Genomic DNA, 25,657 nt, shown 5'->3' with positions numbered 1-25,657 from the left:
CCGCAACGGGCCTCGGTGTCTCACCACGCTTTTAGGTAGATGCACATGGCGTGCCAAACCTCGATCGTCGGCAGGTTTTAGTCGGCAACTGCCGTTTTCCAAGGAGTTGCGGAGGTTTGGCATCTGTTCGACCGAGCTCGGAGACGAGTTTTGAAATAACTGCATTGTAAAAATTACAACGCAGAGTAAATCTGGCTACAAATGCCCCGTCTGCCTGGGAGTACTTCGCCCTGAGAAAAGTCGTGCAATAAGCGGCCGATATGGGGCCGATATGGGGCCGATATGGGGCCAGGGCCGAGTTCAGCCGGTGCTTGAGCCTGAAACCGACGCGTGTCGCGCAGCACGCAGCAGAGGTGAGCGGTATGGCGGCCGCTGGCTAAAATCGGGTTCGATGGCCGTGGGGCAGTCGGGATGACCGGGCTGCGACCAGCGGAGCAAGCGCCCTGCGATAGAACCTAGCTAGTGTCCGTCCGGAAATTAAAAGCGTCTGTAAATTATTGGCTAATTTTCAAAAAAGCTCCCCGAAGAACGAACCCGCGAGCGAGTTCGAGCGTTGAATTTGTTGACTAAAACAGGTCCAAACGCTTAATCTTCGAGGAGTAGAAGTGGTTCGCAAGCCATATCAAAAACAGCAACGCTTCGATTGCAGCCCTATCGCACAAGTTGAACTCAACTTGGAATCTCGCGATGAAATCGTGCCCGTCTTGCTCGGGCTTCAATATCTTTATACCAATGCCAAGTTGAGAACGAAAGTCGTTCAGGCTGTCGCTGCGGATCTAAACCAAGACTCTCGACGGGATGTTGGAAGGCCAGGCATAGACGATTGGCATGTTGTTGTGCTTGCAGCAGTCAGACTTGGATGTAATCTTGATTACGACAAACTACAGGATCAAGTCGAGAATCATCGGCGTCTCCGCGGAATCATGGGAATCGGCGACTGGCAAGACACCGACGGTTTCACTTTCAGACGCATACGCGATACCATCTGTCTGCTCAAACCTGAGACGATTAGTAAGATCAACCAAGCTATCGTCACCGCTGGCCAGAGCATTGCTCCCGATGCCAGTTCCACAGTTCGGGCTGATTCATTTGTTATTGAAACTAACATTCACTATCCGACAGAGAGCAGTTTGATCTACGACGGTGTTCGCAAGTTCATTCCGTTCTGTGTTGAGTTGGCGCAACAGCTTGAGACCACAGGATGGAGACAAGTGGGGCATCTAGTCAAGAAGATCAAGAGCTTAAAGCAGCAGATAGGACGGATTGCTGCCAGCAAGAGCTCACGCAAAAAGGAAGCCTTGGAATCGCGTTATCGCGACCTGCTGCAACGCGTAGCACTTTTGCTCGAGCGAGCGAAATCACTGACGAATGAGGCGAAATCTCTCGGTGCATCCACAGTAACTCTGTCCCTAATCACAACAATCGAACATTGGACAGGACTGACCGAGCAGGTTTGCGATACGGCGCGTCGGCGTGTCCTATTGGGTGAGTCAGTCCCCAATTGCGACAAGCTGTTCAGCTTGTTCGAAACACACACGCAGCTTTACCGTCGCGGCAAAGCCGGACAACCCAATCAATATGGTCGATTGGCTTTGGTTTACGAGGATGGTGCTGGTTTCATTAGTCACTATCACTTGATGGCTCGCGACGTGCGTGACCAGGATGTCGTGGTGGAACAAACGAAGTTGGCTCAGAAGAAGCACGCAGGCGAGATTCACACCGCGTCTTTTGACCGAGGTTTCTATTCAGCGGAAAATGAATCAAATCTGCAGCAGATAATCGAAGATGTATGCGTACTACCGCGGGCTCCTGGTGAATACGCACAGCGGATTAAGAACGAAAGTGTTAAATTTCACCGAACCCGACTACACCACTCAGGCATCGAGGCAGCGATCGGAGTGTTACAGCGGGGCAATGGTTTGAAGCGTTGTCGCGACCGGACTGAACTCGGCTTTGAACGCTATTTGGGATTAGCGATTCTAGGTCGCAATATACACACGCTTGGAAAGCTACTGCTTTCTAAACAACGCCCCAATGCATCGGCAGCACAGAGCAAACGCAAAGCGGCTTAGGGCATGTGACTGAGGTTCGTCACTTTTGAATTAGCCAGCTGGCTACCGGTCCGCGCCAGCGACGCAAAGTCGGTCAAAACGGCTGGATTTGACTTCACCTAGCGGCAATGAATGCGAAGCGAAGGCAACTCTTCCTGATTGTCTGATAGCATCTGACTGCGTGAAATCCTCCAGCAAGGCAATTTCCGGACAGACACTAGCTAGAATCTGCTATTTCGCGGCGCGAGAGGCCCAAGTGCACGCAGTTGCGAGTTTCCCGTTGCCCGGTGCCGCTCACACTGCTGGAGACCCTGCAATAGAGGCCCCAGGAACGCACATCCTCAGCCACGGCGGCAGGCCCCGTGACTAGAGGGCAGCACGCTTAGAGTACTGCGGACGCTTTCACGGTTATCGGATGTTCAGCAGTTCGTCGAACAATTGTTGAGTGGCTGTGATGACTCGCGAGTTGGCTCGATACTGAGTCGAAGCGAGGACCAGGTCTACCAAGTCCCCACCGATGTCGGTGTTGGAGAGTTCCAATGCACCGGACACGACAGCGCCGATTCCATTTTCCCCCGGGCGGCCTTGAATGGGCAATCCGGTGTTGATGCCTTGTGAGAAGAGATTCTGCCCCCGTTGTTCGAGTCCTTCTGGGTTCGAAAATTTGGCCAGTTGGAGTTGGCCGAGGTCCCGTGCGATCCCGTTGCTGAAGACTCCACGGATCGTACCATCTTCACCGATGACATAACTGGTTAAAGTACCTGGAGGCGAACCATCCTGACGCGATGCGGCAATCGAGGCTTCACTGGTGGCCAATCCTGACATGCCCGTGAAGTCGAGTTTGAACTCCATTGGGGAAACACTGGGCAGATCGAAGCGGTCGATTGCGACGGTTGTGTTGGTAGCGGAGATGTAGTTACCATTGCCGTCAAACTGAATGAGTCCCGTTCCGACACTAATTTCGGAACCGTCACGGGCTGAGTTGTCTGCGGAGTCTGCGTACCAACGGTAGGTGGTTGAGGTGTCGGTGCGGCTTTCCAGCACGGTCGTGATGCGTGTGCGAATCGGGACGCCAAGTGTGTCATAGGCAATGAAATCGGCGACGGCGCTCTGCCCCTTGGCGTCTTGTACTGAGCCAAATGCCATGTTGGGAACATTGACGACGCCGCTGGAATCGGTGACGCGAAAGCCAGTTAGGTCAATATCCAGTGCGTTGTCGACACCGTTGTTGGAGACGAAGCGAATGCGCCCGTTTTGGATATAGGCACCTGGAAGGAGTGTACCCGTTTCGCCGGGGATGGTGTTCTTGGAACCTGGGACCGGGTTGGTGGTGTCAGAACCTTGGGTTTGAATCCCCATGGCTTCTTCCATGAAACTAACTAGATCCTGTAGCGTCGAAGTGGCGGTGACCTCAAACTGTTTCGACTCAAGGGTTCTGCCCCCCTTGGCAGCTTCAAACTCGAGTGAACCGAGGGTGAAGGGATTGATGTAATCCAGACCATCCCGCCGGACAACATTGGTAAGTAGCGTGTTACTATCGATACTCGGGCCATCCAAGTCGATGCCCTTGTTTCCGGGCAGAGTTAAATTGGATATCTCGGCATCGCTCTTGCTATCGGTGTAGTCTTGCCCCGGTGCGACGGTATCCACAAGATAGAAGGAGTTCTGATCGCTGGCCGTATTGCGATAAATTCGAACCGAGTCGTACGGTGGATGCCCGCCGCCGGATGGTGGGACCGGTGGAGCCGGGAAATCGGACAGTTGCACGCGACCATTGACGATGTTTTGAGGTCCCATCACGATGGAAGGACGCGTTTCAGGATCCCCCGCATGGTAATAGGTGATCATGTAACTGTAGTTGCCATTGAGCAATGTTTCGTCAAGCGTCGCGCCAGGCACTGTGTTGCCATCATCGACATAGACGCCGCCAGTTGCCACGGTATCTAGAGCCTTGAATTCTGATCCGTTGGCATCCGTGCGGTAGACGCGTACCTGAGAGTATTCACCCGGAGCATCGGGTAGCCCTGTTAGGGTGATTGCATTGTTGGGGAGGCTGTCGCCCGGTGGGACCGTGACCGACAGCGGTGCGCTGGGGACGCTTTCGTGGCCCGAAGCATCAACGAAGGAGAACTTGTATTGGTATACCGCGCCTTCGACCAGCGAGCCGGAGCCTTCATTGTGGGCGACCGTTACACCGGCGGTCGATGCGATGGCGGAGCTGGCCAGTGAGATACCGCTGGCATCCGGCCGCGGCACTGCAGCATCCCCTAAAATCGGACTCTGAATCACCTCCGCAGTATCAGCCACGTCTCCGGTGGGAGTGAGTGTTCCCTCCATCACAACATTCTTAGTAGCTTGTGCCACCGCTTCGCTACCGAGTGGGATTTCCAAGGGCACCAGTTTCGTCGACTGCACTCGGAACTGGTCGTCGATCCCATAACCCAGGAGGCGATTGCCCGTGGGGGTCACCAACTGGTTCTCGCTATTGAGTTTGAAGATGCCGGCGCGAGTGTAGAGTTGTTCGTTGGACGAGCCTTGTACGATGAACAGCCCGTCGCCCTGAATTGCTAAGTCCGAGGGACTGGAACTGATTTGCACAGTACCTTGGGAGAAGTTGGGCGAAATGCCTGAGACCTGCACCCCGAGTCCCGTTTGACGTGGATCGGTTCCACCATTGTCCGTGGAGGGGGCAGCCCCCAGCGACAGCGTTTGTAAAAACTGCGTCGCGAAGATGACTTCCGAGGACTTGAAGCCCACGGTCTGGGAGTTGGCAAGGTTGTTGCCGAGCACATCGATTTGAGTTTCGGCAGCGTTGATGCCGGTCAGCGCCGTACTGAGAGACGAAGCTAGGCCCATCGCAAATACCCTGTATTTCCTGCGAGTACACCGCTAACGCGATGTACCAGCTATATCTCGCATGGAAGCGGGATACAGGGCGGGGGAGCGCGCGGTCAGTTTTCTAAGATTTCACGGATGTTGTTAATATCGACAACTGAGTCTCCAATATGAACTGATACTTTGCGAATACTCGGATCTTCCTCATCGGTCTGTACGGAAACGCGGTCTACCACACCTTTTACGTTGTTCGCATTGTTATCCAACGCCGTGACTTGTTTGCCAATCATCCCACTCGCCATCGTCAGCTCTTGACCAATGGCAAGGGTCGACAGCGTTTCAGTGAGTTGGTTGGTGGAACCAATTTCGCGAATCTGGCTGATCTGGGTCAGCATCTCACCGTTGTCCATTGGGTCCAATGGGTCTTGATTCTGAAGTTCGGTAATCAGCAAACCTAGGAATTCATCCAGATCAACGTCGCTGAGGTCGTTGCCGGTAAGGCCACTTCCAGATTGAGAGGAAGAGGAACTGCTGACGCCTGGAATACTGGTCATGCTTCTGTTTCCCGATGGATTACTACGTATCGATACAGCTTGACGAATAGCCGGTTGGGAAGCTCGGTGTCAATAGGAAACTCCGTGCGCCGGCGGCTTGTCGCTTTGAGAGAGTCGGGAGTTCTACCGCAATGACTAGCCCGCCCCATCACCCGGCTGCCGCAAACAGCTCAGCCTTGTTGATCGGGCTGTCGATGTAAGTGGAATCCGAGGAGCAAGGTTGCCTTTCGCTGGGCGAAAGCCGGGGCAAATGGAGTAACTTTCGTCGATCAACAAACGAGGCTGATTCATCGACAATCCGTTGCACGGTGGGCTGCTCTAGCAACCAACCGGAAGGCAAGGTCACGCTGGGTTAAGCATGAAAGTCGATGCCCGTGGTAGATTGCCAGCTGAGTGAGGTGGCCGCATCACCGGAGCTGCCGTCGGCGAGAATTGGCGAGCTGGAGGAACGCCAGGCTGCGGTGGCTTGCAACTGTCCTTGGCGGCTTTGGTGTTCGTTTTGGTCGGTAAAGGATTGGCCGTCCGAGTGGGGGCCCAACGCTTGGTTACTCTCGTTGTCCGCCACCTCGACTTGGAACTGAGAGATGTCAAAGCCTTGCTCCGCGAGGCGTTGGCGAAGCACGGGCAGGCCTTCCAGGATCACATCACGCGAAGCGGCTGATTCGGTGGTCAATTTGGCCGTCATGCTGCGACCCTGCAGACGAACTTGCACGTTCAAAGAGCCGAGTTGGGGAGGATGGAGACGTAGATTGATCTCCCCTCCGCTGGGCCCGAGGCGAGAGAAGCTGCGGGAGACGCGTTGGATGAGCCGTACGCGTTCTTGTTGCGTGACTTCGGGACTATTGCCTTCAGGGGCTGTCGGCGTAGCAGCCGATTCCTTGTTGGGCGATCCTTGGGTTGTGCTGGTCGTGGGGGAGCCACTGGATACTGACGACGATGTTGGTGCGCCGGCAGAGTCTCCCGTCAACTGAGTAACCATGCTGGCGTCTGAGCCTCGATTAACTCCCACGACAATGCTATCCAAAAGGTTGGGACTGGCCGTCGCGGCATTGGCCGCAATGGATGCCGCATTGGTGGACGCGGTTGTTGAGGAGACGCTCGGTAATGCTGCAGGATCCGAGGGCTGGCGATCCCCCACGGGGGCCGTCGCATTCACCGCTGACTCCACAGTGGATGGCTGCGCAGGGGACGCACCGTCGGGTGTTCCGGGCTGTGCTATTTCACCCTCTGCCAGCGGAAGATTTGTCGAGGGAGCCTTGGGATCTCGTTCATACCACTTCCCGCGTTCGTTCCCCTCTTGCTGGGAGCGATTGGATTCCAATTCCTGAACGGACTCGGTGGTTGATTCGGCCCCCTCCTCGCCCAATGCCGTTTCCTCTGATTCCTGCTCAGCGGCTTCCGTACCTTGTTGGCTGGCCACGGCATGTGTGGCAGCATTGGCCGAAGTCTCAAAGGCGGACTCCGATGGTTTTTGATTCGAATGCTGCTCTTCCGAGTCCCCTGAGATCTCTTGAACTGGAAGTCTTGCTGACTCTGCTCCCTCTTCGGTGGAGCTCGCGTCCGCAGAATCTGTTGCAAGGGAGCTGGGGACTACCTCGGAATCTGCTGGAAGAACTTCAGCTGAGTCTAACGCATTGGGAAGCAGGGGGACTGCGTCACTATCCAGCTGTGGTGCTGAGTCGTCAGACAGAGAGACAGCAATGGTCTCAACGGCAGCCAAAGGGGCTTCGTCGACCAGCGGGGAGGCTGAAACATTGGCAACCCAAGTCGCGGCACCGTCGGCGTCCTCGACTTCGTCCTCCTCCTTTTTTTCCGAAGAACTGGAGGAGCGGTTGGAGGGTTTTACCGAATCGTGGGTGTGATCGGGAGCTCGGTGAGACTTCACCGACAGTGGGTCGGAGGTAGGACCGAACGAGAGTGAGAGCAGTTGGTCGAATAAGCCTGCCTGAGAATTCGATTGGGTATCCCCTAACGAGCCGCTCGGCAAGAGCTGGTTGCTTGCGCGGACCGCATGGCGGTTCGACGTCGATATGGCTCCATCCATGGCCCACCCCCTGAGGTAGATTCGATCGCAGCGACGGAAGTTTTAGGAAGCTTGTCCCTGGCTGCACGGCCCGCTGTACGAAGAAGTTGAGTTGCCACGTAGTACTGCGGTCTCCGAATCCAAGCAAGCTCTTCCCTCCGGTGCAATTATGCGAATTGCGAATCGTTAGGCTGGTGAGCAACTTTCCTAGGTATTCGGTTGGTTTTGGCGTGCGTTTTGGATCACCCCTTTCGTGGGTTCTCCTTCTCTCAGTCGCATTAGTATTTTGTGGAGTTGTTCTGGTTCTTTGTCCGCTTCGTTGACGAACTCCCCAAAGATCTTCTTTCGTTTGTCCATGGGCATTTCTTTAACAATTGCAACGACATCGTCGAGAAGATCGACTTCCAGCATTCGCAAGATTTGGTCTTTAGCCTGTTCCGGGCCGAGAGCTTCGAGCGTCAATTTGACTTCAGTCAAACTAGCCGCCAACAGCCCTTTTTCTTTGGAATCAAGCAGTTCATAGAATTCCTTGGTTCGGCGATCAAAGGCGGAGGACTTGGCTTGCAGCTCCGCTAACATGGCTGACACTTGATCTCGTTGGTGCTTAATGGAGCCCTGCCGCATGTCTAGGTTGCGATCTTGTTGGGCTCGTTCCTGTTCGACGTCCTCGTAGGTTGGATTGGGGGTATTCCTCGAGCGGTTGAGTGTTTCTTCGAGTTGGTCGGCAGAGATGTCGATGCCATTGAAGAGTGCCAAGCCCTTCACCAGGGTTTCTTTTTTAAGGTTGCCCCGCGCTCCGGCCATGGCAAATACAATTGCTTGAGCGACCACTGTACCGACACAGAAAGCAACAAATAGTCGAGTTAGCATTTGCATGTTGGTTTATTCTCCGGTTTTGGGGGTCAACATCCAGTGTTTGAAGCCCGCCCATTCGTCCAAGACGATTTGTTCGTGGCGAATTTGGTCGGCATCCCAGGCTTGATGTTGTTGCTCTCGCAATTTCTCTAAGCTACTCAGCGCTTGTTCACGTGCGACGAGGGCTTGGCGGCGTTTTTCGCATTCCGCTTCGATCAACTCAATTTGCGAGCGAATCCCGGCAATTTCCTGTTGCAAATGCATTTGAAACCGCTGCGACTCCATGATTCGCTGTGGAGCCACGGTACCGACGGTAAATTGCGATTGCCAAGGGGCTTGTCCGTCGTGCTCGGCCTGCAAATCGGCAATCTGTTGTCCAAGTTTTTCAATGGCCAGCAGGGCTTGTCGATACGATTGTGCGGCCGCATCGCGTTCCCGTTCACGCAATTTCACAACATTTTGGAGGCCGAACTTAAACTCACTCATGGAAAACCTAGCTCATTATTGTGGCGCTGGGGCTGAGGCGGGGGAGGAAAGAGCGGCTGGGGCGTTGGGCTGACGGGCTGCCGTGGGGGGGGCGGTGGGTACACTCGCTTGGGAAGCGAGTTGCTGCAATGCCAGCAACGTCGCCTGCCATTCGCACTTGTCACGCGCCTTTTGCGCCAAGAACTGATCGATGAGCGGCTTGAGGGCGATGGCGCGATCGACTTGTGGATTGGAGCCGCGTTGGTAGGCCCCGATATTGATTAAGTCCTCATTCTCCCGATAGCGGGCAAGCATTTGTCGGACTGCGGCGGAACCCGCTTGCTGTTCTGCGGACGCTAAGTGGTGCTGCAAGCGACTCAGACTCTTCAAAATGTCGAGAGCCGGATATCTGCCCTGCTGGGCGATGTCTCGTGAGAGCACGAAGTGGCCGTCGAGCAGACCACGCAGGGTGTCGCTAATCGGTTCATTGGTGTCGTCACCCTCGACCAGTACGGTGTAGATGCCGGTAATTGATCCGGTTGGCCCGGTGCCGGAGCGTTCCACCAATCGCGGTAACATGGAGAAGACACTCGGCGGATAGCCACGCGTGGTCGGGGCCTCTCCGGACGCCAAGCCGATTTCGCGTTGGGCCATTGCGAAACGGGTCACGGAATCCATCATCAGTAAAACGTGTTTTCCCTCATCGCGAAAATACTCCGCGATCGCCGTGGCCGTCATTGCGGCCTGCACGCGCCGCAAGGCGGGTTGGTCACTGGTGGCAACCACGGTCACGCATTTTTTTCGAGTAGCCGGGTCAAGCTCGCGCTGTAGGTACTCTTGCACCTCACGGCCCCGCTCGCCGACAAGCCCAATGACTACAACTTCCGCATCGGTACCACGGGCCATCATGCCCAGCAGTGTGCTTTTGCCTACGCCTGAGCCGGCAAAAATACCGATGCGTTGTCCACGCCCGAGCGTCAACAATGAATCAATGCTTCGCACGCCCGTGGTGAGAATGTCATCAATCGGTGGCCGTTTCATCGCGGAGATCGGTTCAGCATCGAGGGGGGCTTTGGCCGAAGCTGTTAGCTCGCCTAAATCGTCGATGGGCTTTCCTGCTGCATCAATCACACGGCCGATCAGGCCTTCGCCGACACGCACCGTACTGTTCGATTCCACGAAGCGAACCCTATCACCCGACGTGATTCCTTCGGCTCCGTCCAGGGGAGCCAAGAGAGTGGTGGAGCCTGAGAATCCGATCACTTCCGCTGGGATGGGAGAGCGATTGCGACGCAAAATGGAGCAAACACTCCCCATGGGAACGGGAAGGGATACCGCTTCAATCGCGTTGCGGCCCACCGACCAAATCGAGCCTTCGATGGCGCTCGGGAGCGCGCGATCGAGTGAGCCTAGTAGACGCGAGAGGTCGACGTGTTCGGGAGGGGGGGGCAATGGTTTCATTCGTTCTAGGCCAACGCCAATCCTACTGGGTGAGTTGTTCCACGAGTCGATCTAGCTGGACAAGCAATTGTTGGTCGATTCGTCCGTTGTTGCTGAGTACGATGCACCCCCCCTGCTCTACTTGAGGATCGGGCAGAATCTCTACATCGATAGCTTGAGGGACCGATTTGGCCAGTTGCTGGAGAAAGCGTCCGGCGACTGCAAAATCGTCGGGATGGACAGAGAGTCTTAGATCGCGCGAGTCTCGCATCGCGACCAGGGCCTCTTCGAGCCATACTCGCAAGAGTTCATCGTTATCTTGCATTTCTCGCCTGACAATTTTTTCCGCGATGCGAGCGGCGAGAGCAACTGTTTGGTTGCGCCAGGTGGCAAGCCATTGCGTGGTGCTTTCGGCCACTCCGCTGACAGCCGCTTCGCAGGCGGCAATGGCTGTCTTGCACCGGGTGTCGCTCAGTTTTTGTGCCGAATCTTGAACGCGTTTTTCGAATTCTTGATTGGCTGCCGCCAAGGCCTTGGCCTTGGTTTCGGTTAGGAGGCTGGCTGCTTCGAGCCTCGCATTCGCCAAAATTTCATCGGCTTGCCGCCGGGCATCTTCCAGGTAGTTGCGAGCACGAGCCTGCACATCTTCAACGTTGAATGCAACGGGTTGAGGGGAGGCGTCTCCACGGATGAGTTCGTCTTGTTTGATGACTGAGGCCATGGGCTCTGTTGATGCTGGAGAAGGAGCGGTTTAGTGCTGGAGGATGGCAGGACGGCGGCGGATTGCTAGTTCTTCCTGCGGCCTGCGGATGAGTGGCTGTCTGGCTAGGCGGCGCGACGCAGGGGAGCAGCCGCACTTGTCTGAGGGCGACGACTAAACGGCAGGGTGCTTGGAGCGAACAGCGTGTCGGCGAGTTCGACGATTCGGCGCTGTGCCTCATCGACATCGCGCAGCTGAATGGCTCCAATCCGTTGCAAACGAGACTTTAGGGCCTGCGCATCCTTGGACTTGAGCATGGCGTAAAACGCTTTCATGAATTGAGGTGTTGCACCTGCCAAGGCCAACAATACCGTTTCTGTTTCCGTTTGGCTGAGAAGTTGTGCCAGTTGATGTGCCGGGAAATCGAGTAGTCTCTCAAACTCCATTTGCACCAGTGAGCGATCGTAGGAGTCTTCGCGCGAAGGTTGCTGCTGGGGCGGAAAGGGAATCGAGGCGCTGTCCGAAGAAGCGGGCGGATCGACGTGCGGCGAATCCAAGGAATCGATGGACGAGTGGATCTCTGCAGACGCGGCGTTGGGGCGAGCTGCGGTGGGGTGTTCCAGTTCGCGACGGAGTAGGATTTCTGCAGGCGTGCGCTCCAAGAAATCCTGAGTGGAAATACTTGCTTGGTTGTACAGCTCGTCTAGCGACTTGGCCGGGCGATTGGGAACTTGGCTGTTTGGCGAAATCGCAGCTGACGCGTTCGCACCGCTTGGTTGAGATGCTGCGGTAGTTCCGGATTGCAAGCGACTGCTCGTGGGATCGAGGATGTCCGACCATTGTTCGCGGAGTGCCGAGGGGGCCGCCTGCAGCAAGGCTTGGAGTCGCTTGTTGTTGTACGATTCACTTTCAAGTGTGTGTTGGTACTCTGTGAGCCGCTCTGTCAGATGCTCATCGATCGTCGCCATGGCATCGGCGTCGATTTCTTGAAGTCGAGTGAGTCGCGTCAGGACTTCGCGATGCATTTCGGTGGGGAGGTTCTGTAAGATCTGAACCGCAACTGGGGCTTCCAATTGGCTTACCACGACTGCGATGACCGCCGGACGTTCGTCACGCACGAATCGCAGCAGCGCCTCAGTGCTGAGCCGCGTCCAGGCTGGCCCCTGCTGAGTCTTGCTGGGGGCTGGAGTGGTCGCGGGGGCCGTGGGGTTGGCAACGCTGGCAAGGGAGGCGGGATTCTGCGGCTGTGGAGCTTCTGCAGTGGAATGTGCGGGAGTCGTTCTGGGGGAGGGCGCCGCCGACTGCCGAAACGCGGCTAGGATCGATTGCTTCTCTGCATCGGATACTTGGCCAAGTTGCGATGCCATCCCACGCACTTGTTTGGCCGTCTCGGTCGGGAGATGTAGGATCAATTGCCGCGCGGTGTTTGCGTCAACGCACGACACCAAAATCGCAATTTGGCGAATTCGGTCAGGAGTGAGTTGCGGAGTGGACATCGGTGGAGCGACCTAGCGAATCATGGAGCAACGGCAAGCAGATGCTGTTTGAGTAAATCTTTAACATTGTTTAGCCTTTTTACCTAAATCCTGTCGAGACCGATCGTAGGGTTTTGCAGGAGCCTGCCAATGTGCACCGACGGAAAGAAAACAATGCACTAACAGAAAAGCACTAACAGAAAAGCACTAACAGAAAAGACAGTGCCCCAACGAAAAAACGGGATGCTACTTACGTGTAGCATCCCGTTGGTGGATTTTTGGGAGGGAGACTGACCAGTGGAGGAGGACTGGCTGCGTACAGCAACAGGCCTCGTCAGACTCGCATAGAAGCGGACGAGACCGTTCTCCCAATGGTGAGGCAACGTATCCTCAGTTCGACCGCAGTAGTGGACGAGGTAACAAATCCCAAGCTCGATCAGGGCCTGACTGGACTCACTACCTCGTCCACTACTCTCAATCCGAGGATGGACGGTGACCCTAGGTCCCAAATTCTGGACGTCGGCGTCCCAGTTGTTCTTGGAGTCTGGCAACAATGCTCGAGTGCATTTGGCTGACGCGACTCTCGCTAAGATCGAGGGTGGCCCCGATCTCCTTCATGGTCAGTTCTTCATAGTAATAAAGAATGATGATCAGCCGTTCGTTGCGGTTGAGTCCCTTGGTGACCAATCGCATCAAGTCGCCCTTTTGGACGCGACGGGTTGGGTCTTCCCCCTTCTTGTCCTCGAGAATGTCAATTTCTCGCACGTCTTTATAGCTGTCGGTTTCGTACCACTTCTTGTTGAGGCTGACCAAATTGACGGCACTTGCGTCGGCTTGCATCTTCTCAACTTCGGCGACACTAATCTCCATATGAGCGGAGATTTCTCGTTCAGTAGGAGCGCGACCATAGCGAGCTTCCAACTTCTTTTTTGCTTCGCCCAATTTGCTGGCTTTACTGCGAACGAGACGCGGTACCCAGTCCATGGAGCGAAGTTCGTCGAGCATGGCACCGCGAATCCGCGGCACGCAATACGTCTCGAACTTGACGCCACGATCGGTGTCAAAGGCATCGATGGCATCCATGAGGCCAAAGATTCCCGCGCTGATCAAGTCATCAAGCTCGACTCCGTCGGGTAAGCGTTGCCAAATTCGGTCGCCGTTATAGCGAACGAGTGGCATGTACTGTTCGATGAGTCGATTACGCAAATCGACGTTCTCGGAATCAGCTTTGTATTGTTTCCAAACTTCTTGGATTTCTTCGTTCGGCGCGGTCTTCGTTGCCATCCAATCCTCCGTGAGCTGACTGCAGAGTCGGCGCTGATTCGTCCTAGAGACAGTTAATGCCGGGTGTGCTCTGCCCTTACTACTGACCACTTCAGCAATCTGCCAGCATCCTACAAGTAAGATTGCTAGCTATTGTTTCGGTTGAGTCTATTTTGAACACTTTTGGCCGCACTTGAATCTTCGAGCCACCGAAGATTCGAGTGATAGGGCACAAGTGCCGTTGCGAATTTTTTAGCTAGATCTGCGACTGGTCGCTATGCCAACTTGACCTCATTTACTCCGAAGATTCAGAGTCGTTGCTAGCGGCTGCCGATTGAAGGCGTGCCATTTCACTTCGGAAACGATTTTCTACCGATTCGCTGACAGTTTTCTCGGCCGCGAAGCCGATCCAATAGCCTAGGAATGCAAACGATATAAAAACCACCAAGCATTGAGTGAGGATCTCGTTGGGGAGCATGCCCAGCAACAAACCTCGAGCTATGATGAAACTGACAGCCAGGGACCCTAGCACGCCAGAATATGCGCGGCCCATCTACTGCCTCCATCTCGCTACGACATCCTTGCCGATTAACTTCCCTTACCCGGTGAAATGGTTTGTTCATTAACGTTGAACAGCATTCCCCCGCTTAAAAGTAATCATCGACATCGTTCCGCCAAAAGTTTAGCAATTATTTTTTAGATGCTAGATCTTAACTGGCTTGCCGAAACGATAGCTTTAGTGGGGTCTCTTCCAACTCGTTCCACAGTTGCGTTGCCAGGTTTGCAAGGCTGCGTCGAGCCAGCTTCGAACGCCACGATGCGCTGGAGTTCCTGGGCGAACTGTCTGGCCAAGTGATCTGGAACTGCTCCAGCAGGAGCCCCGTCGCCAACCAAGTTGTGGCGAGTTTCGATTGCTTGAATTGCCGTCTGCTGTGCGAAGGGGGAAGGAGTAGCTGGCGTACGCGCCACGGTTGTTTGCGTAGCAGGAGTCGGCGTTGTCTCACTGGAAGCTGTGGTAGACTCGCACTCAAGATGGGGAGCAGTGTGGCGTCTTCCGGATCTTCGTGAGGTGCGAGCAACACAATGTCGTCAGCCAGTTGCCAATAGATACTGTCTCGGGGGGCCGTCCTTGCATCGGTTAGCAGTATTACGGTGTGCCAAGGCACAGGGCCGTTACTTGCGCCTGCAGCGAGTGGTGCCGCTTCTAGGCGACGCACGAATTGGTGCCCAATCTTCCGCATTTGTTCTTCCGTGGGATAGGGACCCATCGGTTGGGCAATCACATCGATCGCCTGTTGCGGCGAGGATTCCCAGGAGGCTAGTTCGCGACCTGTGGTTGAATCGCTCCACAATGGTTGCGGCACAATAGACGCAAAGACTTGATCGGATGCGAGAACGGCTGGTAACTGGCTGCCCACAGGCGAAAGGTCGATGAGCAACGCGCGTTGGTCGCAGTCCGCTGCCGCTTGCGCCAATTCCCACGCCAAGCGGATCGCGTGCCGATTCTCCGGTAGCTCGCTGATGAGAATGCAACGCGGTTTGGCAGTCTTAGGCTTAACTGAGAAAGTGTCGCTGACCGGCGCATGCAAGGTGGCCCGCTTGGCTGGCCCCGCGGAGGGGATCGCAAGTTGCCGCAGCCGACTGGCCTGGTCTCTCACGAGGCGATGTCCTTGATCGGGTTCGGACGGCACTCTAGCGGAGGCTCGCGGATTCATCCTACGCTCGCTTCCTGGTGGTGCGTGTGCCCAAGTATCATGCTGGATAGGCGACGGCGACTGGCTACCAGGATGTCTTCTGGAACGTGCTGGCCGGTGGTGATGTAGCTGATCGGAAGTGGTTGTTCTCTTAGGAAAGGTAGCCAACTGCCAAACTGGGCTGCTTCGTCGATCTTAGTGACGATCAGATTGGTGGCTCGAACGCGGTCAAATTTCCTCAGCGTTTCCTGCGCATGAGCGGCGGAACTGGTCGCACTCAAGACGATGTGCGTTGCGTCGGGCTGTGCCGCGTGAAGGAAATCGCCGAGCATGCCTATTTGTTCTGAGTCTCTGGGGGAGCGCCCGGCTGTGTCGATCAGGATCAAGTCACATTCGCGCAAGCGTTGCAGTGCACCGGTTACTTGATCGGGTGAGTTGACAACTTCGAGCGGAGCCGAAATCAACTCGGCGTATTGCAAGAGTTGGTCAACAGCACCTAAGCGGAAGGTGTCCAGCGTGATGAGTCCGACATCTAGCCCTAAGTCAAAGCGAAAGCCGGCCGCGATCTTGGCGAGAGTGGTCGTTTTTCCTACGCCGGTCGGACCGACTAAAGCCACCACTTTGGAAGAATTGGGTTGCACTTCGATTGAGCCACTGACCTTCAGATCCCGCGCCACAATCTGGCTGATCTGACCTTTGACAAGCCAGGTGTCCTGTTGTTGGGAGGGCGTGCAGATGTTGCAAACCTCTTCGATCAGAGTTTGGGCTTGGTGCGCCGGCACACCGTTATCCAGCAGTTCAGTCAACATCTCCAACATGGTGGCGGAGAGTCCAGCGTGGGAGCTCGGTGTCTGAACGCGAGGAGCCTGTGGCGAAGTTGATCCTTCTCCGATCCGCTGATGCTGGCCGAGTGCCATGCTCGGCGGCCGCGCTGTTGGGTGGTCCTCTAAGGGGTTGTCTGCACCTGGGGTGAGGTTTCCGGAAACACGCGACGACAGGGCTGGTGAATCGGAAGTACTGTTGTGCAGTGGGAGTGGACCTGCCGTTGAATCCGACAACACGGAGTCGGTGGCGGGAGACGTGGGAGGTTGCTGGGAGGTTGCGGATGCTGGCATCGCTGGTGTGCGAACACCGAAGCGGCTGGCTACCGAAAAATCGACACTCGCTTCCACTTCAACCATCGACTTTTTGAAAAAGCCCAAGGGGCCCGGGCGACGTTCCCGCGTCTGCAAGATCGACGCATCGGGACCGAGCGTCTCCCGGACTTGTTGCAATGCGGCTTGAAGCGATGCGGCACGAAAAGTTCGAACTTCCATGTTCACTGACTACGCTTTATTAACGGGGTCGGAAACCATTCCTACAGAAACTGTCTGCGTCTGCAGTGTGATTTCCGAGTGACTTAAAATGCGAAGATCTGGGAGGTGTGTTTGGGTCAAGAGTCGCAGCGCCGGACGAATCCGAGGGCTGACCAACAAGATCGGACGGTGTCCAGCGTTCTTGAGGAGTCGCAGTTGCCCTGCAATCTGTTGGCAAGTGATCTCAATCGCTTGAGGAGACATGCGGATCATAATACCGCGATCGGTGACCTCGAATCCAGCTGCGATGCGATCTTCCATCGCGGGCGCCATGGTCACGACGTGGAGCTGACCGGCGGTATCGGAGTAGCGTTGGCAAATGGTGCGCGCCAGACGATTGCGCACATATTCGGTGAGGAAGGTCGGATCCTTGATGCGCGACGCATAGTCACCCAGCGTCTCGAAAATCAAACCGAGCTGACGAATGGGAATGTCTTCCCGCAACAGCATTTGAAGGACTGTCTGGACCTCGGACAACTTCATGACCGAGGGAATCAATTCGTCCACGACCGTTGGGCTAACCGAATGCAATTGATCGACAAGTTGTTTGGTGGAGTCGCGGGTGAGCAATTCGTCAGCGTACTTACGGGCCGTTTCTTGGAGATGTGTGGCAATCACCATGTTGGGTGTTGCCAGCTGGTAACCGTACATCTCGGCCTGCATCTTCTGTCCCTGGATAATCCAAACCGCGGGTCGACCTGCGGCCGGCTCTCGCGTTTCAAATCCCTCGACGATGCCTGAACAATTGCCGACGTCAATCGCCAGTAGACGGTCGGGGAACACCTCCCCTTTGGAGACAAGGTTGCCCGCAATTTGAATCTCGTAGACCGTTTCGGGAAGACTGAGTTTGTCCTTGAGCCGAACCTTGGGGAGCAGGATGCCCATCTCACTGGCCAAGATCGACCGAACTCCGGTGATCTTGTCCATGAGATCTCCGCCGCGCCGGGGATCGGCCAGTGGCAGCAGTCCCGCACCAATTTCAACCCGCATGGGGTCTACGCTCAGGAAGTCTTCGGGACGCTTCTCGGGTGGCTTATTCTTTTCGGCCGCCTTGTCGTGCTCGTTTTGAGCATCTTGGGCGACTTGTTGCGACTGCTGTTTGTTGAGCATGACCGCTAGTCCTACACAACCTCCTCCCAAAGCAAGCAAAGGAAGCGTGGGGAGTTGGGTGAAGATCAGCAGGATCAGGAAACCACCGGCAACGGCCAGAGCTTGCGGGCGGGAAAAGAGCTGCGTCAGGAACTCGGTTGGCAAATTGACCTTCTGGGTACTCCGCGTAACCAGCAACGCGGCGGCGAGCGATACCAGAAAGGCGGGGACTTGACTAACTAAGCCGTCACCAATGGTCAGCTTGGTAAACAAGTCGAAGGATTGACGTAGGCTAAGGCCGGCGTACATCATGCCGACATACAAACCACCAGCGATGTTGATCAGGGTGATTAGAATCCCTGCAATCGCATCGCCTCGCACGAACTTACTTGCACCATCCATGGCTCCATAGAAATCGGCTTGGCTGGTGACTTCAGCACGACGTTTTTGAGCCATCGCTTCATCGATGGCTCCCGAGTTGAGATCGGCATCAATGGCCATTTGTCGACCAGGCATTCCATCCAAGGCAAAGCGTGCGGCAACTTCACTAACGCGAGTGGCACCCTTGGTAATGACTAGGAATTGAATCAGTACGATGATCACGAAAATGATCAAACCAACTTCCAGTCGATCCCCTGCGACGAAATTGCCGAAGGCTTCAATCACTCCCCCTGCAGCGGAAAAGGAATCGGAGTCGGCCCGTGTCAAAATCAATCGCGTCGTGGCCACATTCAGCACGAGTCTACCGAGTGTGGTTGCCAAGAGCAGCGATGGGAAAATATTGAATTCCAACGGAGCTTTGATGTAGATCGTCGTCAACAAAATGATCACGGAAATCGTGATATTGGCTGACAATAGGATATCCATAATCCAGGGAGGGAGTGGAACAAGGATCACCCCCAGACAGGCTATCAAGGATATCGGTAGGACCAGTTCTCGGTAGCGTGAGAGGGAAGACAGGGTATTCATCGGCTGAATTTGCCTTCTGAGAGCGCTTCGATAAGAATAGGTAGCATCGGAAACAGATTGCTAGCGTTGATTACATAGATTGGTTTCCGGACAGAGTAGTGAATTTCTGATGACGCTGTCCAGGTCGAATGGACGATCAACAGGTGGGGAAGCCCTTCCCGTTTTCTGCCATGCTAGGTGTCGAACCGTTCGAGTAGTGAGTTTTGTAGCACGCCGATGACGTCCCATCCGACCCAGAGTAAGACCGCCCATACTTCCAACCGCCCGACCAACTCCTACCCCATGTGGAGCCCACGCTTTTGGCACGGCATGCGAACGCATGTGTGGTGGAAGCTGGTCAGTGGCAATCGGTTTCGCATCGCACCGCTCCGGATTCCCCTAGCGGTGGGTGTGACTCTGTTTACACCGTTCAACGATTTGATGGCGGGATTGCAATGGTGCGTCTACGGCCGCCGCATCCGAGACGCCAAAGTCGCACAGGCTCCCGTATTTATCTTGGGGCACTGGCGAAGTGGGACAACCCTGCTCCATGAGTTGCTGGTGACAGATACGCAATTTGCCTCGCCCAGTACTTACCAATGCTTCGCCCCTTCCCATTTTCTGTTGAGCGAGTGGTTGATGGTGACCTTTGGTGGATTTCTGCTTCCGAAGAAACGCCCCATGGATAACATGGAAGCGGGTTGGCAACTTCCCCAAGAGGATGAGTTTGCGCTTATGAATCTGGGAGTTCCGAGTCCGTACCTGCGAATCGCGTTTCCCAATACTCAGCCTCAGGAATTGGAATATCTATCCTTGCGGAATGTGCCCGCTGAGGAATTGTCGCGTTGGCGAAAGGCATTGCAGTGGTTTATGCGCGCTCTGACCGTGCGCTATCCTGGTAAACGCTTGGTGATGAAAAGTCCTCCGCACACGGGGCGAATCGCGGAGTTGGCCAAGCTGTACCCGGATGCCAAGTTTATCCACTTGACGCGGAATCCACGCAAGTTGTTTTTGTCGACGATGCGTCTTTGGCAGTCCTTGGACGAAGTCCAGTCGTTTCAGAAGTTGCCATCCGACGCGGAACGCAAGGAATACGTGTCGGTTTGTCTGCAACGGATGTATGAGAGTTTCGATGCGGGGCGGAAAGAAGTGGCTCCGAATCGCATCGTGGATGTGAGCTATGAAGAGCTCGTCGCCGATCCCCATGGCACCGTCAAGATGCTTTACGAAAAGCTCGATCTCGGTGATTTCTCGACTGTCGAGCCCAGCCTCAATGCACGCCTGGAAAACCATGCTAGCTATCGCCCAAACAAGCACAGCATTGACCCGCAGCTTGAGCAGGAGATCTTGAGTGTGTGGGGCGATTACGCGGCCAAGTATGGCTATTAGGCCGCTTCACCGATCCAGGTCTTGAGAAGATTGACGGCCGCGTCCGGGTTTTCTTGAATGAGCGACGAGAGGTCCTCTTTCATGTCGGAGCCCGTTAGATTGAAACTGGCTTTGGGACGCGCCCCGCCGGCGACGCCATCACCCGTGAATTCGCCCGCTTCACTCAACTCCAATTCATCATCAATCTGCGAGGGAATCTCGAGTCCAAAGCCCTCGGAGAATTTTTCGTCGGCCGGGGCCGTCGATTGTGCGCGAACCCAACTGAACATCATGCCCAGACTCATGACCAGGACCAACAGCAGGGCCAAGGTACTCCACGATTCTCCCAACCATGCCATTGAGTTTTCGGCAAAAGTAGGACCTGCAATTTCAGGGGCTGGCAAGTCGGCGTAGGTGGTCACGTTAACAAACGGCTTGGTCTCCTCGCCAGCTCGAATGCCAACTGGAATTCCCGCGACGGCAGTGCGAATTTGAGTTTCGATCTCGGCCTGCATTTCAGTAGCTGCTGCCAACGTGTATTCGGTTTCTCTCTCAGCTTCCGGTAGTAGTTCTTGACGGTGCAACCAAACCTCTCGGTAGTAGGAATCTGGCACGCCAACAAACACCGATACCTTGCGTGGAACGAGTCCCGCCATGCGCTTGCGAGTTGCCTCGTGCCCTGCAATTCGCTTCTCGTTTTCTTCGGATTCTTTGGTTTTGGAGGATTGGTCGAGGGCGGACGCCGTGAGACTGGCCGCTCCATTGGTCGTAACTTCATTGGGATAAGCGCCGGGACGTCCCCCGGGGGAAGCCCGTTGGTTCTCCACATCCTTGCGACTCGTCGAGGATTGAACTGAGACCGCCGTTGGATCGTAGGACAGCTTTTCGGACTCTTCCTCTAGTGTTGGATCGAGTTCAACATTCACATCCAATTGAATGTTTCCATAGTTGCTCAACAGACTGGCCACTTGATCCTTGTATTTTTGCTCCCATTCCATTTGTTGGGTCAAATAGGGGTTCTCACCCAAGCTGTTCGGATCGTCACTGGCTTGGTAGAAATTGGTCGATCCCAGGTCAATGACGCCAATCTTTTCCTCGGGAAGTCCAGCAAAACTGCGAGATACCATCTTGGAAACCGTTCGCAGCGTGGACGGCGAGATCTTTTCATCGAATGGCCCCCGCACGTAGACGCTGCACACGCGGTCGGTGTTGCGTGTAAAACCCGTTCGCATCTCGTCGGTAAACACCGCAGCGAACTCAATGCCTCGGATCTGCTGTAGAACCCCTGCCAATTCTCGCTCTTTCGCGTTCTGCTTGCGTCCCGCGAGTTTTTCGGCCGACTCAAAGATGCTGCTGGCATTGAGAGCCTTCTCCATCTCACTCCCCCAGGTCGCGGGAGTAGCATTGCTTTCCGCCAAAGCTTTCAAGTACAGGTCTTTCTCGCCCGAGGGAATCTTAATTTGCCGTCCCAGGCGGGTGTATCCTCGCAGTTGGGCTTCGCCAAAGGCATATTCCATGCGGTCCAATTGCTCATTGGAAAAACTGCCTCCCAGGAGCGGTTCATACTGGGTGGTATTGGATGCGTTGAAGATCCAGCCCAAGCTGACAACGATGACGCCCACCATCAACCCCGCCATAATTCGGGCTGAAGGCGTCATGGAAGCCAACAGGTCAGTGATTTGCTTGCCGATTTGAGATAGTGCGTTCATGGATTATTCTCCGCTGGGAGTTCTCTGCTCAAATACGAATCGCTTGGATTTCTTCGTAGGCTGACATCAGCTTGTTGCGCACTTGGACTAGCATTCGAAACGCCATGTCGGCCTTTTGAACAGCGGTGAGCACTTCGACCTGAGAAACGTCGCCGCCGGTCAGCATTTCGTGAACCTGCGAGTCGGCGTCGTGCTGCATGGAGTTCACTTGAGACACGCCGGACATGAGCAGATCGGGAAACGACGAAGGCCGATCCGACTGCTTCACCGCTTCAGAGTGCATCAATCGACTTGACAGCGGCAATTCCATCCGCGGCGTCAGATTGCTTCCGATCGAGTGCATGAGTGGACGTGTTCCCTATGTGCAGCAGGCGACTTTTCGACGCTTCCCACTAGGCCAGGATGGAGAGAGACTGACTACCCAAACTCTTGCTAATTTCCATCACCCCAATATTGGCTTCGTAGGAGCGGGTGGCTTCCAACGCATCTACGAATTGTTCGTTCATGTTGATGTTGGGATAGGCCACGTAGCCTTTCCACTTTCCCTCTTTGACAGCCAAGGGATGGTCGGGTTGATAGCGATACAGGGGCTCTTTGTCATCGATTTCTACCGAGGAGACTTTCACGCCCGGCGCATTGCCAGTTGCGACCATGTTTTCATCGGTTTGGAAAATGGTGTAACGCGGCTGGTAGGGCTTCGCATCGCCATTCTCGTCTTGTAGCGTTGAAATGTTGGCAATGTTGCCTGAGATTGTGTTGAGTCGTGTGCGCTGTGCGACTAACGCACTCGTACTAACGTCTAAAGCACCGATCATCCGACCACTCCTCTTACTAACGATTTTCAATGCAAGCATTGGGCTAGGCCCATTCAGCTGCCATCAAAATTCTAACGCCAGTCAAATTGCTGTTGTTTTTCAAGAATGTCTCAAGTCGACAGTAGCGAATTCCGAGACCGGCGTGAAGGCCGAAATAGCCGCTCCCCGGCACCCCGGCGGCGTCTCAAGTGCTTCCACTCAAGCGGCACTCCGCCTAGCTCATTACGGCCTATCTGCATGCTGGGGGGATTCACCCGTTGTTGCACCGAGGCTTTCGTGGCTGGGGCACTGGTGACGTCACTCCGCCGGGATTTCCCTACCCTGTGCCTCACCGTTTCCCACCAATGTTCCTGCTATACTGGAAGGGTAATGCTCAATCTGGACGCCCAGGCAAAACCGTGGATGCGTCGGATGATTGGGTTGAACGCAGTAACGGTGGTGCGTGTTCAGAGGAGATGCATGGCGTCTGCCGCTACTCGCGGAGGCCCAACGTTGACTGGAACGTTGGCAAACGCTGCCCACCAAACGTCGCGCGAGAGGTTGCTCCTTCATCGATGTTTTCCAATACCATGCATCAGTCTGTACCACCCCGCGATATCGTCTTGGGTGTCCTGGGGGGCATCGCCGGCGCCTGTCTTGGGTGTTTCCTTTTTCATGCGTTCACCCGGCAGGGCTTTTACGCAATGGTGCTCCCCGGTGCTCTCGCTGGCATCGGTTGTGGGAGTCTTTCGCGTCACCGGTCATTGATGCTGGGTGTCGCGTGTGCCTTCATTGGTGCAATTGCCGGGGTCTTCGCAGAATGGCAATACGCGCCCTTCATCAAGGACAAGAGCCTTGGGTATTTCCTGATGCATCTGCATCAGCTCCGTCCATTATCTCAATTTCTAATTTTTGTTGGGAGTCTCCTGGCGTTCTGGTTTGGTATGGGACGCAACGGTGGCGTATGGCCGAGGAGGCAAGCGGTTAAACGCGACCCTTGATGGCTGAGCCTTTTTGTCGGAGAAAGAGCGACTCGGTTTCCCGAGCTATTCCGTTAACCGTGCGAGGAGATGAGTTTCACATCAGTGAATGGACTTCCAAGTGGGGAGTCATTGTCCCTGGGGGGGAGTCGCCTGGTGTTGTGTTGGCCCGCCTCGATTCACGTCTTTTCAGCAGCTCAACTCTTCTGACTGCGGCACCGCTGGCTCTCCCTCGACGCGTTCGAGCCGGCCCTCTTTGAACAATTGCAGGACGCGCAACATCAAGGTGGCCTTAGGGCGGCTTTTTCACGGCGATGTTTCTGAGGCGTCGCTTTGAAGTCCGTCTGTGGCAACGCAGGATTAGTAGGCTGCCGATTTCGTCGAGGTACCGAGCAAACGCAGCACGACGACGATTGAAATCATACCGGCGGGAAGCAGGAGCCAGCTGCTCCAGCCGAAGCCGGCGGGTAATGTTCCAAAGAGAATGGAGACACCTCCGATGGTCAAAGCATACGGCATTTGTGTTCTCACATGGGCAATGTGGTCACAGCCGCTGCTCCGAGAACTGAGGATCGTTGTGTCGGAAATGGGGGAGCAGTGGTCGCCAAAAATGGCGCCAGCCAGCACGCTTCCAATCGAGGCGGTCATCAAGAAGTGGTCTGGGGCCGGAGGACTGCCCGTTTGTTGAGTCAACAGGCCATAAACCAGCGGAATAACAATCGGCATCAAAATGGCCATGGTGCCCCAGCTGGTGCCGGTCGAAAATGCGATGACGCAGGCGAGCAAGAACACGATGGTGGGCATGAACGCTGCTGAGAGATTGAGGGCGGTAAACTGCTGCGCAATAAAGCTACCGGTGCGCATGTGATCATTGCCGGTCAATTTGCTCAGAGTCCAGGCGAGCCACAGAATAATCATGGCTGGCAGCACATGCAGAAAGCCTTGGAGGAAGCCTCCGCGGATTTCAGGAGGTGTCAGCTCGCGCTGAGAGAAAGCTAAACCAAGCACCACGGCTAGGCCAGCGATACCGCCGTAGAAGAGTGCTACAGGGCTGTCCCCTTGTCCAATAATCTCTCCCCAGGCCTGCAATGTTGAATTTGAAAGTGGCGTATCGCCAAGCTTTTGCTGCCCGGTCAAGATCAAGAGCCAGACTGCCACCACCACGGTTACCGAGATCGGCAAGATCGCGTTGATTCCACGAGGCTTGACCTTGGAGGTCGCCTGAGGCACGGCGGATGGCGTCTCTTCCAGGTCATCCTCCTCCTCCATCCGGCGACGTTCGGCCGCCAGCATGGGGCCAAAGTCGCGGCACATCCAGGCGCAGGCCAGCACAAAGAAGAGTGCGTACAGAACGTAGAAGCGGGTGGGAATGGTTTTGAGGAAAATGCCAAAGGTGGAAGCCCCGATCTCGATTCCGGCATCTGTAAAACCGGCTTGCATCGAACTGATTTCGGCGGCGACCCAAGTGCTCACCAACGCCAAACCAGCGACGGGGGCGGCGGTGGTGTCGACCAAGAAGGCCAGCTTTTCGCGGCTGATTTTCAAGCGGTCGGCTACTGGCTGCATGGTCGATCCCAGCAGCAGAGTGTTGGCGTAATCGTCAATGAAGATGACAAGCCCCAGCAGCCAAGTTAGTACTTGACCGCTCCTGCGAGATTTAGCCAGTGGGCCCAGCCAAGCAACGATCCCCAGCATGCCGCCGCAGCGATGGATCAAGGCGACTTGCATCCCCAGCATCATCGTGAAGGCGAAGATCCGCAAGTGTCCCGGATCGGTCAGGGATGCCCACAAGTAGGTTTCCGACAGCGAGTGAAAGAAACTCCCGGCGGTGTCTTGGAGGTAGGGGAGCCATTGAAACTCTTCACCCGTTATCTTTTGGTAAGCGGCTGGTGAAGGCAGCAATATGGCAATGGCTGAGGCAATGCCAATCAAGAGCGAGGCGACGACTTGCCGCGATGCGATTGCCAGAAAAATGGTAAGTAGGGGCGGGACGAGGCATAGCCAGCCAACTGGAGAAGTACCTTCCACACATTTCCTTCCAGGGGATAAATACTGGGCA

General features: G+C 55.3%; 20 protein-coding genes. 2 read left to right on the top strand and 18 right to left on the bottom strand.

Translation table 11 applies throughout. The features are described from left to right. The first annotated feature begins 605 nt into the window (after positions 1-605). The gene (locus Q31a_RS25025) at positions 606-2,072 is read left to right on the top strand and encodes an ISNCY family transposase (RefSeq protein ID WP_145074263.1); all 1,467 of its coding nucleotides are present in this window, start codon (positions 606-608) and stop codon (positions 2,070-2,072) included. A gap of 387 nt (positions 2,073-2,459) precedes the next feature. Here the strand turns inward: Q31a_RS25025 and Q31a_RS25020 are convergent, their stop codons facing one another. The 13 genes from Q31a_RS25020 to Q31a_RS24960 form a co-directional block, all read right to left on the bottom strand. After that, complete coding sequence (locus Q31a_RS25020; protein WP_145084033.1) at positions 2,460-4,907, bottom strand: flagellar hook-basal body complex protein; 2,448 nt, start codon at positions 4,905-4,907, stop codon at positions 2,460-2,462. A gap of 95 nt (positions 4,908-5,002) precedes the next feature. Beyond that, complete coding sequence (locus Q31a_RS25015) at positions 5,003-5,440, bottom strand: flagellar hook assembly protein FlgD (protein WP_145084030.1); 438 nt, start codon at positions 5,438-5,440, stop codon at positions 5,003-5,005. A gap of 352 nt (positions 5,441-5,792) precedes the next feature. Next, entirely contained in the window at positions 5,793-7,484 is a 1,692-nt protein-coding gene (locus Q31a_RS25010) for a flagellar hook-length control protein FliK (RefSeq protein ID WP_145084027.1), read from the bottom strand. A 186-nt stretch (positions 7,485-7,670) separates the two neighbouring features. Further along, the gene (locus tag Q31a_RS25005; protein ID WP_145084024.1) at positions 7,671-8,339 is read right to left on the bottom strand and encodes a hypothetical protein; all 669 of its coding nucleotides are present in this window, start codon (positions 8,337-8,339) and stop codon (positions 7,671-7,673) included. A 6-nt stretch (positions 8,340-8,345) separates the two neighbouring features. Then, on the bottom strand, positions 8,346-8,804 hold the full coding sequence (fliJ, locus tag Q31a_RS25000) for a flagellar export protein FliJ (protein WP_145084021.1): 459 nt from the start codon (positions 8,802-8,804) through the stop codon (positions 8,346-8,348). Between the two features lie 15 nt (positions 8,805-8,819). Next, positions 8,820-10,244 (bottom strand): FliI/YscN family ATPase, encoded by a 1,425-nt coding sequence (locus tag Q31a_RS24995; protein ID WP_145084018.1) that lies wholly within the window; start codon positions 10,242-10,244, stop codon positions 8,820-8,822. 22 nt (positions 10,245-10,266) lie between these two features. Continuing rightward, positions 10,267-10,944 carry a FliH/SctL family protein gene (locus Q31a_RS24990; protein WP_145084015.1) on the bottom strand — a complete coding sequence of 226 codons (678 nt, stop codon included), beginning with the start codon at positions 10,942-10,944 and terminating at the stop codon, positions 10,267-10,269. 104 nt (positions 10,945-11,048) lie between these two features. Then, a complete protein-coding gene (locus tag Q31a_RS24985; RefSeq protein ID WP_145084012.1) occupies positions 11,049-12,419 on the bottom strand; it encodes a FliG C-terminal domain-containing protein in 1,371 nt (456 codons plus the stop codon). Between the two features lie 477 nt (positions 12,420-12,896). Beyond that, complete coding sequence (locus Q31a_RS24980; RefSeq protein WP_145084009.1) at positions 12,897-13,682, bottom strand: FliA/WhiG family RNA polymerase sigma factor; 786 nt, start codon at positions 13,680-13,682, stop codon at positions 12,897-12,899. Positions 13,683-13,956: 274 nt separating this feature from the next. After that, the gene (locus Q31a_RS24975) at positions 13,957-14,214 is read right to left on the bottom strand and encodes a hypothetical protein (RefSeq protein WP_145084006.1); all 258 of its coding nucleotides are present in this window, start codon (positions 14,212-14,214) and stop codon (positions 13,957-13,959) included. 157 nt (positions 14,215-14,371) lie between these two features. Further along, on the bottom strand, positions 14,372-15,376 hold the full coding sequence (locus Q31a_RS24970) for a hypothetical protein (RefSeq protein ID WP_145084003.1): 1,005 nt from the start codon (positions 15,374-15,376) through the stop codon (positions 14,372-14,374). Then, positions 15,373-16,671, bottom strand: a complete 1,299-nt coding sequence (flhF, locus tag Q31a_RS24965) for a flagellar biosynthesis protein FlhF (protein WP_145084000.1) — start codon at positions 16,669-16,671, stop codon at positions 15,373-15,375. The genes Q31a_RS24970 and flhF overlap by 4 nt, the downstream gene beginning before the upstream one ends. A gap of 9 nt (positions 16,672-16,680) precedes the next feature. Beyond that, a complete protein-coding gene (locus Q31a_RS24960; protein ID WP_145083997.1) occupies positions 16,681-18,768 on the bottom strand; it encodes a flagellar biosynthesis protein FlhA in 2,088 nt (695 codons plus the stop codon). 216 nt (positions 18,769-18,984) lie between these two features. Between Q31a_RS24960 and Q31a_RS24955 the strand changes: the two genes are divergently transcribed. Further along, positions 18,985-20,136 (top strand): sulfotransferase family protein, encoded by a 1,152-nt coding sequence (locus tag Q31a_RS24955; RefSeq protein ID WP_197355649.1) that lies wholly within the window; start codon positions 18,985-18,987, stop codon positions 20,134-20,136. Here Q31a_RS24955 and Q31a_RS24950 read toward each other — a convergent pair. The 5 genes from Q31a_RS24950 to Q31a_RS24930 all read right to left on the bottom strand — a co-directional run bounded on the left by Q31a_RS24950 (position 20,133) and on the right by Q31a_RS24930 (position 25,626). After that, positions 20,133-21,824: a hypothetical protein gene (locus Q31a_RS24950; RefSeq protein ID WP_145083994.1), complete on the bottom strand. Its 1,692-nt coding sequence runs from the start codon at positions 21,822-21,824 to the stop codon at positions 20,133-20,135. The genes Q31a_RS24955 and Q31a_RS24950 overlap by 4 nt on opposite strands. A 28-nt stretch (positions 21,825-21,852) precedes the next feature. Then, positions 21,853-22,167, bottom strand: a complete 315-nt coding sequence (fliE, locus tag Q31a_RS24945; protein WP_145083990.1) for a flagellar hook-basal body complex protein FliE — start codon at positions 22,165-22,167, stop codon at positions 21,853-21,855. Positions 22,168-22,216: 49 nt separating this feature from the next. Then, positions 22,217-22,639, bottom strand: a complete 423-nt coding sequence (gene flgC, locus Q31a_RS24940) for a flagellar basal body rod protein FlgC (protein WP_145083987.1) — start codon at positions 22,637-22,639, stop codon at positions 22,217-22,219. A 548-nt stretch (positions 22,640-23,187) separates the two neighbouring features. After that, positions 23,188-23,376, bottom strand: a complete 189-nt coding sequence (locus Q31a_RS24935; protein ID WP_145083984.1) for a hypothetical protein — start codon at positions 23,374-23,376, stop codon at positions 23,188-23,190. Between the two features lie 582 nt (positions 23,377-23,958). Continuing rightward, positions 23,959-25,626, bottom strand: coding sequence for a Na+/H+ antiporter NhaC family protein (locus Q31a_RS24930; protein ID WP_145083982.1), 1,668 nt, complete (start codon positions 25,624-25,626; stop codon positions 23,959-23,961). Positions 25,627-25,657 lie beyond the last annotated feature (31 nt).

It is taken from the genome of Aureliella helgolandensis, from assembly GCF_007752135.1.
In the GTDB taxonomy this organism is placed as follows: Bacteria; Planctomycetota; Planctomycetia; order Pirellulales; family Pirellulaceae; genus Aureliella; species Aureliella helgolandensis.
Note: the sequence above shows the minus strand (reverse complement) of the source record. Positions and strands in the feature narration are given on the sequence as shown.

What these genes read in the sequence shown, in the direction of transcription:
- Q31a_RS24970 (WP_145084003.1), bottom strand. Translation starts at nt 15,376, where the DNA reads ATGAATCCGCGAGCCTCCGCTAGAGTGCCGTCCGAACCCGATCAAGGA.
- Q31a_RS24975 (WP_145084006.1), bottom strand. Translation starts at nt 14,214, where the DNA reads ATGGGCCGCGCATATTCTGGCGTGCTAGGGTCCCTGGCTGTCAGTTTC.
- Q31a_RS24980 (WP_145084009.1), bottom strand. Translation starts at nt 13,682, where the DNA reads ATGGCAACGAAGACCGCGCCGAACGAAGAAATCCAAGAAGTTTGGAAA.
- Q31a_RS24990 (WP_145084015.1), bottom strand. Translation starts at nt 10,944, where the DNA reads ATGGCCTCAGTCATCAAACAAGACGAACTCATCCGTGGAGACGCCTCC.
- Q31a_RS24995 (WP_145084018.1), bottom strand. Translation starts at nt 10,244, where the DNA reads ATGAAACCATTGCCCCCCCCTCCCGAACACGTCGACCTCTCGCGTCTA.
- Q31a_RS24955 (WP_197355649.1), top strand. Translation starts at nt 18,985, where the DNA reads ATGACGTCCCATCCGACCCAGAGTAAGACCGCCCATACTTCCAACCGC.
- Q31a_RS25005 (WP_145084024.1), bottom strand. Translation starts at nt 8,339, where the DNA reads ATGCAAATGCTAACTCGACTATTTGTTGCTTTCTGTGTCGGTACAGTG.
- Q31a_RS24985 (WP_145084012.1), bottom strand. Translation starts at nt 12,419, where the DNA reads ATGTCCACTCCGCAACTCACTCCTGACCGAATTCGCCAAATTGCGATT.
- fliJ (WP_145084021.1), bottom strand. Translation starts at nt 8,804, where the DNA reads ATGAGTGAGTTTAAGTTCGGCCTCCAAAATGTTGTGAAATTGCGTGAA.
- Q31a_RS25020 (WP_145084033.1), bottom strand. Translation starts at nt 4,907, where the DNA reads ATGGGCCTAGCTTCGTCTCTCAGTACGGCGCTGACCGGCATCAACGCT.
- flgC (WP_145083987.1), bottom strand. Translation starts at nt 22,639, where the DNA reads ATGATCGGTGCTTTAGACGTTAGTACGAGTGCGTTAGTCGCACAGCGC.
- Q31a_RS25015 (WP_145084030.1), bottom strand. Translation starts at nt 5,440, where the DNA reads ATGACCAGTATTCCAGGCGTCAGCAGTTCCTCTTCCTCTCAATCTGGA.
- fliE (WP_145083990.1), bottom strand. Translation starts at nt 22,167, where the DNA reads ATGCACTCGATCGGAAGCAATCTGACGCCGCGGATGGAATTGCCGCTG.
- Q31a_RS24960 (WP_145083997.1), bottom strand. Translation starts at nt 18,768, where the DNA reads ATGAATACCCTGTCTTCCCTCTCACGCTACCGAGAACTGGTCCTACCG.
- Q31a_RS24950 (WP_145083994.1), bottom strand. Translation starts at nt 21,824, where the DNA reads ATGAACGCACTATCTCAAATCGGCAAGCAAATCACTGACCTGTTGGCT.
- Q31a_RS25010 (WP_145084027.1), bottom strand. Translation starts at nt 7,484, where the DNA reads ATGGATGGAGCCATATCGACGTCGAACCGCCATGCGGTCCGCGCAAGC.
- flhF (WP_145084000.1), bottom strand. Translation starts at nt 16,671, where the DNA reads ATGGAAGTTCGAACTTTTCGTGCCGCATCGCTTCAAGCCGCATTGCAA.